Genomic DNA, 15,320 nt, shown 5'->3' on the forward strand with positions numbered 1-15,320 from the left:
ACGAAACTCAGAGAGCTTATTTCCACTCAATAAGGGTTGTGCGTCATCTAACGGAACTGAGAAGCGTTATTCTTATGCCGGGCGTATACTTACCGCCTCAAAAACAAGTGAACGATTCTATCCGTTGGAGGTCCAAACCGGAGAACATCCAGAAGAAGCCATTCCAGCGGAACCCGGAGATCGAGGTGCGGCCGATGAAAACGGGATAAAACCAGAATCCTGCTCCGTTCCGCGGCCAGATATAAGTGTAGCGGAACGCACAGCCGGCGATAGCGCCGGGATCAACGGCGAATACGCCGAAAGGCTTCGCCGGAATCGTTTGCGGCGGTGGTGAAGACGGAGGCTGAGGCCCGCCGCCGGGTCCGCCCGGTACTCCACCCGGGAATCCTCCGGGAGGTCCACCAGGGGGTCCACCCGGAAATCCACCAGGAGGGCCGCCTGGAAATCCACCAGGGGGTCCACCTGGAAATCCTCCGGGAGGCCCGCCCGGAAATCCGCCTGGGGGTCCGCCTTGCGGACCAGAAGGGAACAAGAAAGACAAGCTGATCACTCCTTTTTAGTTAAGCTGGTTCACAGTGGGTCACACTAGCGTGATAGCGAGCAGGTCGAACAGCACGAGAGGAAGAATGACGTTGTTGTAGGGAGTTGCCGCCCCCGGAACAAAAGCGCGGGAATTGCCCTCGTTGGATAAACTGAGGTAGACGATGCTCCGGTCACAAAGAACGATAGTCCCTTCGTACACTTCGCCATCCATAGTCTCGACCTTGACGAGTCGATGGGCGTTCTGGGCACATAGCTGGTTAAGATGATCCTTAACGGACCGCAGCGTGTGGTGGGCATACGTTTCACATTCATAGATCGGCGCCAGCGCATGCTGGGTCTGATAGAACGAGCTCATACCAATGACCTCCGTTTCGTGAAAACTCAAGGTATCCTATGCAGGAGCCTAGATGGGGGTGACATTTTAAAAAAATGAAACCTAGATGCCGAACCAGCGTATAACGGTTTAACTATCACGCTTGACGCAACTGCATAGAGACTCCGAAGGGGAGTAGCTGCCACAATAAAGTCGTCAATCCGAGAGTGAGAGCTCTCCGGCTTTATTGGCAGTGCCGAATCGGCATTGTTAGCGAGACCTTTGTCCTTGTGAAGAGACCGTCGTCTCTTTTGAGGTCAAGGGTCTTTTTGTATTCATCAAGCAACTGAATGCCGAAGAGGGGGATTAAGATGGACTTTGCATTATTAATGGAGTATGGGTGGGTGTTGCTCGTCCTGATTGCGCTGGAGGGATTGTTAGCGGCAGATAACGCGCTCGTGCTGGCAATCATGGTTAAACATTTACCGGAGCAAGAACGTAAAAAAGCATTGTTTTATGGCTTGGCTGGTGCATTTGTATTCCGCTTGGCCTCGCTGTTCATCATCTCCTTCCTGGTCGATGTATGGCAGGTGCAGGCGATCGGAGCGCTATATCTTCTGTTTATCGCAATCAATCATATTTACCGCAAGGTCATTGTTAACAGAGCGAAGCAGAACGTTGAACCGCATTCTGGTGTAGAACCCAAAAAAGCGGGCTTCTGGAAAACGGTCATTAAGGTCGAGCTGGCCGACATCGCTTTTGCCGTTGACTCTATTCTGGCAGCTGTAGCACTGGCGGTTGCACTTCCGGAAACACCACTGCCGCAAATCGGCGGTATGGACGGCGGTCACTTCATCGTTATTTTCCTCGGCGGATTCCTTGGCTTGCTGATCATGCGCTTCGCAGCCAACTGGTTCGTGAAAATACTGGAAGAGCGTCCATCGCTTGAGATCGCCGCGTTCGCCATCGTAGGTTGGGTAGGTGTCAAGCTGGCCGTTTATACGCTGTCTCATCCGGCGCTGGCCGTTATCCCTTATGGATTTGCCAAGTCGGCGGGTTGGAAGTTGACGTTCTACGGTGTCTTGATCGCTATCGCGGTATTCGGCTGGTTCATGTCCGGGCGCAAAACCAAGACGCAACAGGAAGCTGAGCCGGTAAAAGCGGAATTCCCGGAATAACGCGATAATACCAAGCGATAACAAACAATTAGAGTTTAATTAGGCACTGCAGGGGCATTATGTCCCCGGCAGTGCCTTTTTTCATTGGAAAATAGCCGTGTTCTACGGATTTGCAACACATTCACAGATCTGCTTCTTTCCCGTTGTGAGCCCTAAAACCTATGATTGGCCTATGCCGCGGACTCAACCGAAACAGCGAAAGGAAGGAAGTGCAACGCCGATGCAGCAGCTGTCGTTCTGGAAGGATCTTAGTCGTTATCGTCAAATGTATCTACTGGCTTTGCCCATGATTCTGTTCTATCTAATCTTCGTCTACGTTCCCATGTACGGCATCGTAATCGCTTTCAAAGACTACTCTGTTGTGCAGGGCATCCTCAAAAGTCCGTGGGCTGGACTGGAACATGTGAAGGCAGTATTCGCCAATCCCTTTTTCCAACGTGCCTTCGTGAACACCCTTCTTATCAGCCTTGGAAAAATCATATTCGGATTCCCCGTTCCCGTTATACTCGCGCTGCTATTGAACGAGGTACGGCATCGCTGGTTCAAGGGATTGTTCCAGAATATTATGTTCATCCCTTATTTTCTTTCATGGGTCGTATTTGCAGGCATCATTGAAAATCTATTTAACGGCTCAGGCCTCATTAACGGCATCCGTGCAGGGCAAAGCCTCGAAGTCATCCCATTCCTGGCGGAGGGCAACTGGTTTCTCGGCATTCTGTTCGTGAGCGACATTATTAAAGGAGCGGGCTGGGAGACAGTCGTTTATCTGGCGGCGCTAACAAGCATTGATCCCCATCTCTATGAAGCTGCAGAATCGGATGGAGCGAGCCGTTGGAAGCAGACGCTGCACATAACGTTGCCTGGCATCGCCAGTACAGTTGTACTCCTGCTCATTTTGCGGGTCGGCTACTTGATGTTCGCAGGCTTCGAGCAAGTGTTCTCTCTCTATTCCCCGATCGTGTATGGGGTTGGCGACATCCTGGATACATTCGTTTATCGCATGGGCATCGAGCAGGGGGACTATAGCTTTGCGGCAGCAGCGGGTTTGTTCCAAGGTCTAATCGGACTGATTCTGCTGTTCACTGTTAACCAAATCGCGAAGAAAACCGGCTCCCCAGGTATCTTCTGATCGGCCCGGAAAGGAGACCTTGTTCATGATCAATCGCAGCCCCTGGTATTCCCAGGCCGTTCTTATAGGCATCCTGACGCTATTCATGCTGGCCATTCTGTTCCCGTTTTATTACGTGATCACCATCTCCGTCATGCCGAACGAGAACTATGTATCCAAGGCGTTTCATCTATTCCCGGACGGCTTCACCCTGGATTATTACAAGCTTATTTTCAATGACAATCGCTTGGTCAACGCGCTCGGTGTCTCCGTATTCGTCACTGTCGTGGGCACATTTCTCAACGTTGTTGTTACCGGCGCCGGCGCTTATGTACTGGGCAAAACGCATCTGCGACTGCACCGGACGCTCAACCTAATGGTCATCATCCCGCTGCTGTTCGGCGGCGGCATCATTCCACTGTATCTAGTCATTCGAGCGCTTAATTTAACGAACAGCATCTGGGGTTTGATCATCCCGTTTCTGTGCAACTCGTTCTACGTCATTCTGATGAAAAATTTCTTCGCTTCGCTGCCCGTTGAGCTGGAGGAAGCCGCGTACATCGATGGTGCAAAGGAGATCAAGACGTTCTCGCGCATTATCGTACCGCTCTCCAAGCCGATTATGGCCGTCATGACGCTGTTTTACGGCGTGTTCCACTGGAACGAATTTTTCTGGTCCGGCATTCTGGTCGCTCCGGATAAATACCCCATGATGGTGTTGCTCCGACAGCTCATCCGCAGGGTAGACACCCAGATGCAAGTCCAACTTCCCGGGCTGATTCCGATGTCACTCACTTCCGCAATCATTATCGTGATGGTCGTTCCGATCATTCTAATCTCACCGTTCATCCAGCGCTTTTTCATCAAGGGCATGGTGGTCGGCGCGGTCAAGGCATAGAATGGGCGCTTTCACGATGTTGATTTATAGGCATGATTTTAAAGGGGGATGAAGGTATGGCTTCTGTATGGAAAAGAGCTCCACTCGTTCTGGTTTTAATGTTGTTCGTTCTTGCTGTTGCTGCATGCAGCTCGAATTCGAAGGAGGAGAACACGGGGGGTCAAGCTACGCCTGTTGCCAGCCCGGGTGCCAGCGCTGTACCGTCCACCAAGCCGGAGCCGTCTAAGGAGCCGGCGCCGATCTCGATCTATAGCTATGATCGGACGGACTACGGCAGCGACCGGGTCGTACAGGAGATCGAAAAACAGACGAATACAAAGCTGTCGATCCAAGCCGGTATCCCGTGGGATCCAGAGCAGTTGAACGTTATGACGGCAACGGGTAATTACCCGGATGTCATCACGATCATCGACAACGATACCTTTGACCGTACCGGCCAATGGATCAAAAGCGGCATCCTGTCCCCGATTACGGATGAGATGCTGGAGCAATTGCCTAATTTGAAAGCGCTGTTAACGCAGCCTGAGTTCAAAGACTTGAAGGTAGACGGCAAGTACTACCTGATTCCGATGCGCGATGAGCCGCCGCTTGGCTCAGCCGGTCAATTCGTTTTCCAAATTCGCCAGGATTGGCTCGACAAGCTTAGCTTGCCGGTTCCGACAACGACGGATGAGTTTTTTGATACGCTGATGAAGTTCAAAACGGGAGATCCAGACGGCAATAAAAAAGCGGATTCGTATGGACTGATTACGAACGGGCTCGACAAACTTGTGAGCTACAGTGTAGGATTTTTCGGAATTCCGCATGATGAGCGGAGCACGGGCTTCCTCAAAGTGGGAGACGGTTATGAGTACTGGGCGGTCCAGCCGCAGACGAAGGAAGCACTTAAATGGGTCAAAAAGCTATATGAAAATGGCCTCATTCATCCCGATACACTCACTCAAACGAACATTACGAAGACGCGTCCGGTATTCGCGGAAGGCCGTATCGGTGTGACGGTTGAGAACATGAACTTTGATCAGCTCGTTAATCGCAACACGGCCTTGAAGCAGAATGCACCGGACGGTAAAGTCGTTCAAATGTCTGCACTCAAAGGAACGGACGGCGCTTTCGGTTATTCCAAAGGTAATGGACACTGGGCGTACACGGCGATTTCCAGTCAGGCTAAGGACCCGCTTGCCGCGGCGAAACTGCTTGATTTCCTAATCTCGGAAGAGGGTACGAAGCTGAGCACTGTCGGCATCGAGGGCGTCCACTACAAGATGGAGGGCGACAAGCTCGTCTGGAATGACGAAGAGAAGAAGAAGGACCCTGGCTTCAACGTCAACACATCCGGGCAGTTCCATGAGCTGAACTGGGGACTTGTACGCTGGTCGCCAATGGTTAGTGAGTTCTATATTAAAGCGTCTGAAGCCGGTTATCCGGGTTATGGAGCTTTAATTCAGGAGAACCTTGACCGCGTCAACAAATACCTGCTGGAGCCAGCATCCTATAATTTGATGAATGAAGAGTGGTCCAAATTCATGGGCACGGGCAAAACGTTGCAAAATGAATTCTTCATTCAGGCTGTACTCGGCAAAGTAGACATCGACAAAGGCTTTGATAAGTTTGTTGCCAGCTGGAAGGCTGCCGGCGGCGAAGCAGCGATGAAATCGATGAGCGATGCAATTGCAGCCAGCAATTCATAGCAGAAAAAAGGGAGATAGGGAAGGGGAAAACCTTTCCTATCTTCGCTTCCTTTTTCAGATTTTTCCGTTACAATGTGAGTGAATAACAGACGGAGGAGGAGTGGACATGGCGCGCAAGACTTGGCGATTATCAGGCCTGCTGCTGGCAGGCTTCATCGGAATGGCGGGCTGCAGCGCCCCTTCCTCCAGTTCTAGTACGGAGGCAATTGTGCCGATCAGCATCTACAGCTTCGACCGGCAAAATTACGGCAGCCAAGATGATCGCGTGCTGAAGGCGATCGAAGAGGCGACCGGGACGCGGATCTCGCTGCAAACAGGGGGCTGGGAGGACACGCAGCTCGATATTTTGATGGCGACGGGCGGTTATCCGGATGTACTTACGATCGTCGACAACGAAAAGACCGGCCGCTTCAACAAGTGGATCAAAGAAGGCCGAATCATCCCGTTCTCCGATGAGCTGATCGCCGGTTTGCCTTACTTGAGCGCACAGCTAAACAATCCCAAGTATGACGAGCTGCGAGTGAACGGTAAGCTGTACGGGTTGCCGCTGCAAGACGAGCTGCCGCCGGGCAGTGTGGGTCAACATGTGCTTATTTTGCGGCAGGATTGGCTCGATAAGCTCGGTCTACCGGTGCCGCAGACGCTGGAGCAATTCCGCAATACGCTGCTTGCTTTCCGCGATCGGGACCCCGATGGGAACGGGCTTGCTGACACCTACGGCATTATCGGCAACGGGTTGCCTTCGCTCGTCCGCAATCTGATGGGCGCTTGGGGCATTCCGATTGATGCCAGGAGCACTGGCTTCCTTCAGGTTGGCGACGCTTATGAATATTGGGTCGTCCAACCCGAGGTGAAGGAAGCTCTCCGGTATGTGAAGGAGTTGTATGATGGGCGGCTTATTCAGCCGTTCACGTTGTCTGCAGCTACGAACGTCCAAGTTAGGCCGAGGTTCATTGAGGGGCGCGTCGGAGCGATGTTCGACAACGCCAACTTCGAGGAGCTGCTCAAGAAGCAGGAGCAGCTTCGTCGCAACTTCAAGGATGCCGAGCTTATGGAGGCGGCTGCCTTGGCGGGTCCAGATGGCAAGCGCGGGTACAGCGTTGGATCTGGTTTCTGGGGTTATACGGTTCTTACCGATAAAGCGCAGAACCCTGCGGCGGTTGCCCGGCTGCTGAACTATCTGCTGTCGGATGAAGGGAACCGACTTACGCTGTATGGACTGCCGGATGTACACTACCGGGAGGATAAAGGGCAGATTTCCCTGCTGCTTGATGAGCGCAAAAACGATATCGGGTTCGGAACTTTACATCCCGAAGCGGCGCATGAGCTGAATTGGGGTCTCGTCAGTTGGACGCGGATGACCGAGACGGACTACTTGCGCTTCCGCGAATCCAGCACCCCCGGTTTTACCGATGTCGTTCAGGAAAACCTGGAGCGCATTAATCGCTATCGGATTGAGCCGGCCTCGTATAATCTCGCGACTTCACGGTGGGTTTCCTTCAAGTCGACCTCGGATGAGCTGACTGAATCGTATTTTGGCAAGATGATTATGGGTGAGCTGGACATCGACGGCGGCTTCGAAAAGTTCGTGAGCAAATGGATGGAGTCTGGCGGTGCAGAAGCGATGAGTGAGATGAGTGGGGCGCTAGTACGGTCTGCCGACACCGGATCGCCAGAATAAAGGAGCGATGACCATGACCACGTTCAGGAGGAGATTTCACGCCCGGCTGTCCCGAAGCCCACTACCGATTTATTTCTCGCTTGTCGTGATGCTTGTCGTGGTCATGTTGAGTTTGCCGATCTATACGATCTACACCAGCAAGCTTAAAAATCAAATTGCCATCATCCATAAATCGCTTATCGACCAGGTTCTGACTACGTACGACGGATTGCTTCAGGAAATTGACCGAACTTCAGTCCGATTAGTGGAGAATACCACTTTGAACCGTTTCGTCTTCCTGGAACAGAACGATCTGTTCGATAGTGAGGTAGAGTATCAGCTGCTTCTTAAAGAGCTTCACGGCATCATCGCCAATGAGGAGAAGTTCTATTCAAATATAGGCAGTATCTATCTGTATATCCCGAGGACAGACATGATTGTTACGAGCGATATGGTCATGCCGCTGGGCGAATATCCGGATCGAGACTATATCGCACTCGTCGCAGATGGGAAGCAGTCGGAGACTTGGAGCAGTGCCCGTATGACAAGCGCGAGGCTGGTCAGCGGCTACCCGGCGCCAGAGGAGGTCGTGACGCTCCATCGCAATTTGACCAATGACGGACTCCGTAATGATGCCGTTCTGCTCATTGATGTGCGAATGAGTCTATTCCGGCAGACGCAGAGCTGGCGTATGGAAAATCCGGCAGCCTTAATTATAGCGGGCAAGGATAATGGGCTTATTTTTTCGGAGACGGGCGGGCTGGATGATACCGGGGCGCTAATTTCAAGCGCGCTTGAGAAAAGGCTGGACGCGGAGCGTTATATCGAAGCCACGGCGCGATCGAATTACAATGACTGGAGTTATTCGGTGCTTATTCCGAAGCAGCGGCTGTTTGCCCCCATGCAATTCATCACCCGTATGACGTTTGCCCTCTCGATCCTTGTGCTTGCCATCGGATTTATTATGTCTCTCTACTTTAGCCGGAGATTTCATCGACCGCTGGAGGCGGCACTTGGCAAATGGGGGATCGGGATTGCCCCGGATGCGGGCCAACCGGAAAGCTCGGCGCGGGCAAGCTCGCTGCAATATGCGATTCAATCGCTTGTGCAGTCTACGCAGTCCTATGCGAGCCTGCTGGAATCCAATCAGAGTGCGATCCGCAGCTCAATGCTCTCTGGTTTGCTGAAAAATAATGAATGGCCTGCGGAGACGGGACTGGGGCTTCTCCCGATACGAGATGCGGCCTTTTACCAGGTGATGACCTGTGTACGTGACGAAAGTGAGGATCTCAGCGAGGGGGACAAAGGACGCATCCAAGCTGCCATTCACAACCTAACCAAGGAATGGTTCGCCGCGGAGCTGTCGGCATGCGGCTGCGAGCTTGTTCCGCTCGATGATTCCTCATTCAGCCTTCTTTTGTATGGCCTTTCGGAGGACCCGGATCAGCCGACGCAGGAGGAAGTCATGCAACTGCTTAGCAAGCTGCAGGAGCAGCTTCGTCCGTACCCGCAATTCGCCTGGACGTTCGGCATCGGGAACCGATATGGAGACGCGGAACTTATCTCTACGTCTTACAGAGAGTCCCAGCTGGCCGTACAGTATCGAGTATTTCGCGGCAAAGGCAGCCGGATTCCGTTCGCGGAGCTGCTCACGGATGAAAATCCTATCCAGACCCGCTCGGATGAGTGGATCAAGTACAAGGACCGAATCCTCTCGGGCATCCGCTCCCGCAATGTAGAATCGACCCGTCGCGCTGTCTTGGAATTATGCGAGTGGATGGAACGGACGCCGGGAAATAGTGGAGGTAGAATGTCTGGGAGCCGCACCGCGTGGTACCGGATCCATTATATGAGTTATTCGGTATTCAACGAGATGGAAAAACTGCTCCTTGAGCTGAATCTGGATCGATCCTCGGTTTATCCCGGAGAGCTGCCGTTCGGGAAGCTTATCGAGACCAATCCCACTATCGTCGAGATTCGGGCCATGCTGCTGGATGCCTGTGAGCGATTGATTCGGCATTTGGAGGAGCTGCCTTCGTCATCGAAGTCTTCTTACGTCACTTCAATTGCCGAATATATTCGCAATGAATACAGGGATCAGCAGCTGAGTCTGGAGAGTGCAGCGGCACGATTCGGCATGAACCCGAGTTATCTCGGTCAGCTTTTGAAAAAGGAAATGAACCGGACCTTCCTGCAGCTAGTAAGTGAAGTGCGGATGGAGCAAGCGAAGCGGCTGCTTACCGATCCGGCCATACAGATTCAAGATGTCGCTGCTGAGGTGGGATACGGCAATCGGTCGACGTTTATACGCATTTTCAAATCACAGGTTGGTATGACACCATCGGATTATCGCAATCGGATGTTGCTGGAGAAGAAAGGAGAGATCAGGGATTTTGAGCAAAACTGGATGGGATGAACAGGGTCTTCCATTATTACCGATGCCGAAGCATGCTCACAGGCTGGATGGAGTCTTGAAGCCGGCCGGCAAGCGGCTGGAGGTATGCGTGAACCCCGCGCTGGCGTGGCTCGGGGAGGTTATAAGTGAAGAGTGGACAGTACGGTTCGGCGGGGAGATGGATATTCGAATCGGCGAGGAAGATGATTGGCAGATTCGTATTGGTTCCGTCGATGAGGGGAATGTGGAGCATGCTGATAGAGTCGGCCATGATGATATAACGCAGGTTAGTAGCAGTCATGTCGATGAGAGCGGGCAGCCGCTTGGCGAGGCGGAGGCCCCGCCTGAAGTCGGTGGAGGGCTTCCTTCGTCCGAGGCCTACCAGCTGCGAATTGATAGCAGCGGCATCCGCATCGAGGCAACCGGGTACCGGGGAGCCTTATACGGCTGGTTTACACTGAGCCAGTGGCTGCATGCTCATCAAGGCGATGCTATTCCCGGACTTGACGTAAGCGATGCTCCGGAGCTGGAGCTGCGCGGATTTCATTTTGACCTGAAGGGTTCTGTGCCAAATCTAGAGTATATGCTTGGTGCCATTGAGCGGCTGGCTTCCTTCAAGATTAACACGTTGCTCGTGGAATACGAGGACCAGTTCGAGTTTGTAGGATTGCCCGACATTCATAAACCAGGGGGCTTGAGCGCCGGAGATAGGGATGTGCTGCTCGCACATGCGAGGCGCTACGGGATGGAAATGATGCCGGTTGTGCAATGTCTTGGGCATGTGGACTATATTTTGAAGCATGAGCGATATGAGCACTTGTCCGAAGACGGGCTGCTGTCGCAATTCTGTCCTGCAATGCCGGAAACGCTGGCGCTTGTGACCGCGATGATCGACGAGATAGCGGCCGCGCATCCGGATGCAGTCTACATCCACATCGGAGCGGACGAGACTTTGGCGCTGGGGCGCTGCGAGCATTGTCGTGAACGGATGGGCGGCGGAAATAAGGCGGATCTATATTTGGAGTACGTCAGCAAGGTTGCGGATTACGTATTATCGATTGGGAAAAAGCCGGTCGTCTGGGACGATATGTTCCATCTGGAGCGGTGTATTGAACGGGTCATTGAGCTGCCCAAAGGTACGGCAATTTGCTCCTGGAGCTATTACGAGTTCGGCGAGCCAAGCAATTGGTTCTGGTATGGCGGCGGGTATTACTCTTCGCAAAATTGGGAGAACCGAGATCCTGGCGCAGTGCCTGCGGGACCGAACTTGGAGGGACTGCCGGAAGAAGACCAAGCGGTCGTGCGGCAGTATTGGGATGAAGGACAGTATCCCGACTTCGGCGGATCGGCTGTGCCTTGGGTTCGGCATTACATGGAACAGGGGTACGAGGTGATTGGGGTTTCCTGTGCTCGCGGAGCAGACTTCATCAATCAATGGTCGGCTTATCCAGCGGACCGGGTGGCCAATGTTAAGTTTTGGGCGGGGCACGCGGCCAAACGCGGCATGACGGGTACGATTGCCTCGGCATGGACCCGGTTCTATTCTCTCTCTCCGCCAATCGAACATTGGGAGACGGGATGGTATCCAACTGTCGCGCAAGCGGCATACAGCTGGAATCCGTCCATGGACGAGTTCGAGCGCTTGTTCCGAAGTGTTTTTTTGGAAGGGGACGCCGAGATCTCGCAAGCGATGGATTGGATTCAAGCCGCTTGGGACACCCGGGAAGAAAACAATATGGGACGCAAAAGAGCCTACTACCAGGCATCTGTAAGGAAGCTCGAACCATTCGCTGGGCGTACTGATCCTTTGGGACGGTATGCGGAAGGTTTGCTGTTGTCGGCACTGTACGAGGATAGTGTGCTGGCACTCGAAAGCGGGCTGCGGCAAAACGAATGGCGAATGTATGGGCAGTTAGATAAAGGTCCAACAGATCGAGATTATATGGCGCACCGAGACTGGAACGGGCTCTGCAAAGCGGCGGATCAGGCGGTTCGTTGGGAAGAGCGGGCTTTAGCTTATTGCAATGCTTTTATGCCTCGGGACGAGGCGGGAGAACTTGTCGAAAGCAAGCTTCATGCCTACAGGGCAAGAATTAGGCTTCTAAGCCGGACATTGGGACGGGATTGCACTATTTAATTTGTCTCAAAATTCTGAATATGTATCAATATCCTCATTGTGGGTCTTCCCTACCTTGTGCGCTGTCTAAAGGGATGGAATAGTGAGGTTGAAGCCTAAGCTTCAATCCAGAATAGGGAAGGTGGAACAATGAGGATCAGTTGGAAACATGGATTGCTTGCCGTTTCTGCTTTGCTGCTGGTAACAACGGTTTCTCAGGCGGCGGTTCCGATGCCAAAGGCGGAAGCTTTTGATTGGTACGGCCACAACGGTTCAGGTACGTTCAGGGAGGAGTTTAATGGCACGGAGCTAGACTCGACAAAATGGCTCATCGCGGCTAAACAATGGGGAGGCGATAACAACGGAGTTGTGCCGGAGAACGTCAAGCTGTCTGGTGGTAAGCTCATTTTGGAAGCCCATGGCGACAGCTATACTGGCGATGTTCTTGGCCTAAAGAGAGACGGCTCGGCTCCCGGTGGTGTTAAGCAAGGCGGCAAACAGCGAGTCGGAGCTGCTATCGCTTCTCGCGATTATCTAGGTTCCGGTAAATATACAATGCGTGCGAAGGTCATCGGTAATATGGGCGTCGCCTCCACAATGTGGACGTTCAACTATCAGGAGTATTACCCTGGTGATCCTGAATTCCAACGTGCGGTGAATGCGGGGCTCGTGTCGCCTACGGCGGAGTATTATGCTTATAATCACGAGATCGACATTGAGCTGCCCGGTCGTCCGGGCGCTGCTCATACGGGGCAATCTTTTCAAAAAGCGCTGTTCAACACCTTCACGGGAGAAAATGAAGGCGAGTACCAAACAACGTATGGCAACTTGCCGGTCAATGTGGCCGACGGACAGTTCCACGACTTCAGCTTCGAGTGGCATACCGGCAGTCCAACGGAGGCAGCGCGCGTCGATTATTACATCGATAATGTCAAAGTAGCAACGAACACGAACTTTATTCCTACTAATGCAGGAAGGTTATGGCTTGGCGTTTGGTTTCCGAACACCTGGGCAGGCGGACCTCCAAGCTTTGATGTGAAACAGATGGAAGTGGATTGGTTCGAGTTCACTCCTTACAACGAGCCGGGAGATACTTGGATGCCAGAAACTTTTCCCGATGACGGTTGGGAGTCGATGGATTTTCGTCCTATGACTGGGGCGGAAATTAATCAGCGCAACCCGTCTGCCGGAGGCGTGTGGCGTGATGATTTTAATGGAACAACGCTTAATCCCGGTGATTGGCTCGTTGCCAAAAAGAACTGGGGAGGGCAGCTTGGCAATGGCCTGACCGGACAAAGCTTCAACGGCGGAGTGCATCCCGACAATGTAAAGTTGGATGGACAGGGCAATTTGGCGCTTGAAGCGCATGGAAACTACTACAACGGATTGCCTCTCGGTATCAACCGTACCGGTGCGCCGCGCAAGGATGGCAAGCGGGTCGGAGCAGCCATCGCGACCTCGCGGTATTTTGGCTCTGGCGAATACGAGGTGCGGATGAAGGTACCGAATGTGAACAACGGCTCGCCTCATGGAGCGGTTCCGGCGATCTGGACGTTCCATTATCAGGAATTCGATGAAGGCTCTCCAGAGTACGTTGCCAATAATGGCACCGGGGATTATTGGGCAAGCAATCATGAGATTGATATCGAGCTTCCCGGACGTCCAGGGCCCCCACACACGGGCATGACGTTCGAGAAGGCGCTGTTCAACACCTGGCAGGGGGAGCGGGAAAGCCCGCAGGAATACCATGCCAACTTTACGGATTTAGGTGAGAATGTTGCGATTACAGATGGCGGGTGGCATACATTCAAGTTCATCTGGGAGACGGGAGATACAGCACGCGGCGTCGTTCCAAGCGTAAAGTTTTATTTGGACGGTGATCTCAAGTGGACTGCAACGGGGGCAAACTACGTTCCGAATAAACCAGGACGCCTGTGGCTCGGTTATTGGTTCCCTCGGAACTGGGCGGGAGCGGCTAATTTCTCTACTTCCCAATTGCTGATCGACTATGTGAGCATCAAGCCGTATTCAACCGGCGGCGCTGTCGTTCAGTCTGAATCCTATCCGATGGATGGCTTCGCGGCTTGGGAAGAGTATCCTGGATACTGCTCGTCTCCATGTGGTGGAGGTGCGCCGACTCCAACGCCGAGTGCAACTCCAGGCGTGACGCCAACCCCAACGCCGGGTGCAACGCCGACACCAGGTGTGACGCCAACACCGACACCGAGCGTGACACCAACGCCGACGCCGGGTGCAACGTCGACACCGACGCCAAGTCCAACCCCAAGCGTGACCCCGACTCCAGGACCGAATCTTTTGGTTAATGGAGATTTCTCAGGCGGCATGAATGGATGGACTCAATCCGGGGGCAGTGCAAGCGTGACGGGAGGCGAAATGGTGCTCGCTTCGAATTCAGTTACGTCTCGAGCAGAGCAGCAAAACATCACGGTCACATCAGGACGCAAGTACAGGTTATCGGGAAATCTCAAAAATTCGAATGCCGCATCATGGACTTATCTGGGCCTGACGGGCAGCATGTCCAATGTGACGAATAGTCAGGGCAATACGAACAAGGAAGCCGGAATCAGCGGTACAGCTTATACTCAGGCGTGGATTGAGTTTACAGCTACCTCCAACACCGTCAGCGTTTATACTTCCTTCTACAAAGACCAGGCGGGGAGCGGTTATGCGGATCAACTGACTTTGGTGGAGATTCCTTGATCTGAGAGTACCCTTATCATGGTCGTCTTGTAGTCGGATTTCTTCATATCGGTTAGGCCGGGCGCATCTGCGCTCGGCTTTTTTTGACTAAAAGGCCAATAGGATATTAGCTAGTCCGCATCCCTGGTTTGAAGGGGAATAAGCTCTCTGAGTTCCGTTAGCGCATGAACAGCAAAGTTGGAGCAGATAAATTAATCCATTTTACTCAAAAAATTCAATAGAAATGACGAAAAATGATTCTATAGCCCTATGAAGACACTCGTAGGGATTATAAATCGAGGAGGATGGCAGGGTGCATATTCAATTAATCAATGCTGCCGGCGGATTGAAAGAGGTCAAGCTTGGGTTCAGTTGGACAACCTTTTTCTTCGGTTTTTTCCCGGCTCTGTTCAGAGGAGATTTGAAATGGGCTGCCATTATGTTTGTGGCTGCGTTTGCGGTAGGGTTCTTCACAGCGGGAATTGGGTTATGGGTTCCGGGACTTATCTTTTCTTTTATTTATAATCAGATGTACATCAAAGAGCTGCTGGAGAAAGGCTACTATCCCATCAACGAGCATGTAGAGCACCAAATGCGAGCTAGAGGAATTATTGCTTAGCTTAGATTGAGCTGAGCAGATGAGCAGGACATGGCACTGGGTGCCATGTCCTTTTCTGACTGTAATAGAGCCCTTTTCACGAAACCAATTCCTGGTATTTTA

General features: G+C 52.6%; 11 protein-coding genes. 9 read left to right on the forward strand and 2 right to left on the reverse strand.

The window, feature by feature from the left end; all coding sequences use genetic code 11:
• Positions 1 to 97: 97 nt before the first annotated feature.
• Positions 98 to 550 carry a collagen-like protein gene (locus CGZ75_RS25400; RefSeq protein ID WP_425436502.1) on the reverse strand — a complete coding sequence of 151 codons (453 nt, stop codon included), beginning with the start codon at positions 548 to 550 and terminating at the stop codon, positions 98 to 100.
• 30 nt (positions 551 to 580) lie between these two features.
• On the reverse strand, positions 581 to 898 hold the full coding sequence (locus CGZ75_RS17225) for a hypothetical protein (RefSeq protein WP_089525471.1): 318 nt from the start codon (positions 896 to 898) through the stop codon (positions 581 to 583).
• A 329-nt stretch (positions 899 to 1,227) separates the two neighbouring features.
• Here CGZ75_RS17225 and CGZ75_RS17230 point away from each other — a divergent pair, with 329 nt between their 5' ends.
• The 9 genes from CGZ75_RS17230 (at position 1,228) to CGZ75_RS17270 (ending at position 15,218) form a co-directional block, all read left to right on the forward strand.
• Complete coding sequence (locus tag CGZ75_RS17230) at positions 1,228 to 2,034, forward strand: TerC family protein (RefSeq protein WP_089525472.1); 807 nt, start codon at positions 1,228 to 1,230, stop codon at positions 2,032 to 2,034.
• 220 nt (positions 2,035 to 2,254) lie between these two features.
• Entirely contained in the window at positions 2,255 to 3,163 is a 909-nt protein-coding gene (locus CGZ75_RS17235) for an ABC transporter permease (protein ID WP_089525473.1), read from the forward strand.
• A 25-nt stretch (positions 3,164 to 3,188) separates the two neighbouring features.
• Positions 3,189 to 4,040 carry a carbohydrate ABC transporter permease gene (locus CGZ75_RS17240; RefSeq protein ID WP_089525474.1) on the forward strand — a complete coding sequence of 284 codons (852 nt, stop codon included), beginning with the start codon at positions 3,189 to 3,191 and terminating at the stop codon, positions 4,038 to 4,040.
• A 56-nt stretch (positions 4,041 to 4,096) separates the two neighbouring features.
• A complete protein-coding gene (locus CGZ75_RS17245; RefSeq protein WP_176444896.1) occupies positions 4,097 to 5,728 on the forward strand; it encodes a type 2 periplasmic-binding domain-containing protein in 1,632 nt (543 codons plus the stop codon).
• A gap of 106 nt (positions 5,729 to 5,834) precedes the next feature.
• A complete protein-coding gene (locus tag CGZ75_RS17250; RefSeq protein ID WP_089525476.1) occupies positions 5,835 to 7,409 on the forward strand; it encodes an extracellular solute-binding protein in 1,575 nt (524 codons plus the stop codon).
• Positions 7,410 to 7,422: 13 nt separating this feature from the next.
• Positions 7,423 to 9,804: a helix-turn-helix domain-containing protein gene (locus CGZ75_RS17255; RefSeq protein ID WP_176444897.1), complete on the forward strand. Its 2,382-nt coding sequence runs from the start codon at positions 7,423 to 7,425 to the stop codon at positions 9,802 to 9,804.
• Positions 9,782 to 11,920 (forward strand): family 20 glycosylhydrolase, encoded by a 2,139-nt coding sequence (locus tag CGZ75_RS17260; protein ID WP_089525478.1) that lies wholly within the window; start codon positions 9,782 to 9,784, stop codon positions 11,918 to 11,920. Before CGZ75_RS17255 ends, CGZ75_RS17260 begins: the two co-directional genes overlap by 23 nt.
• 129 nt (positions 11,921 to 12,049) lie before the next feature.
• A complete protein-coding gene (locus CGZ75_RS17265; protein WP_089525479.1) occupies positions 12,050 to 14,620 on the forward strand; it encodes a family 16 glycosylhydrolase in 2,571 nt (856 codons plus the stop codon).
• 292 nt (positions 14,621 to 14,912) lie between these two features.
• Complete coding sequence (locus CGZ75_RS17270) at positions 14,913 to 15,218, forward strand: hypothetical protein (protein WP_089525480.1); 306 nt, start codon at positions 14,913 to 14,915, stop codon at positions 15,216 to 15,218.
• Positions 15,219 to 15,320 lie beyond the last annotated feature (102 nt).

This window comes from Paenibacillus herberti (genome assembly GCF_002233675.1).
Taxonomy (GTDB): Bacteria; Bacillota; Bacilli; order Paenibacillales; family Paenibacillaceae; genus Paenibacillus_O; species Paenibacillus_O herberti.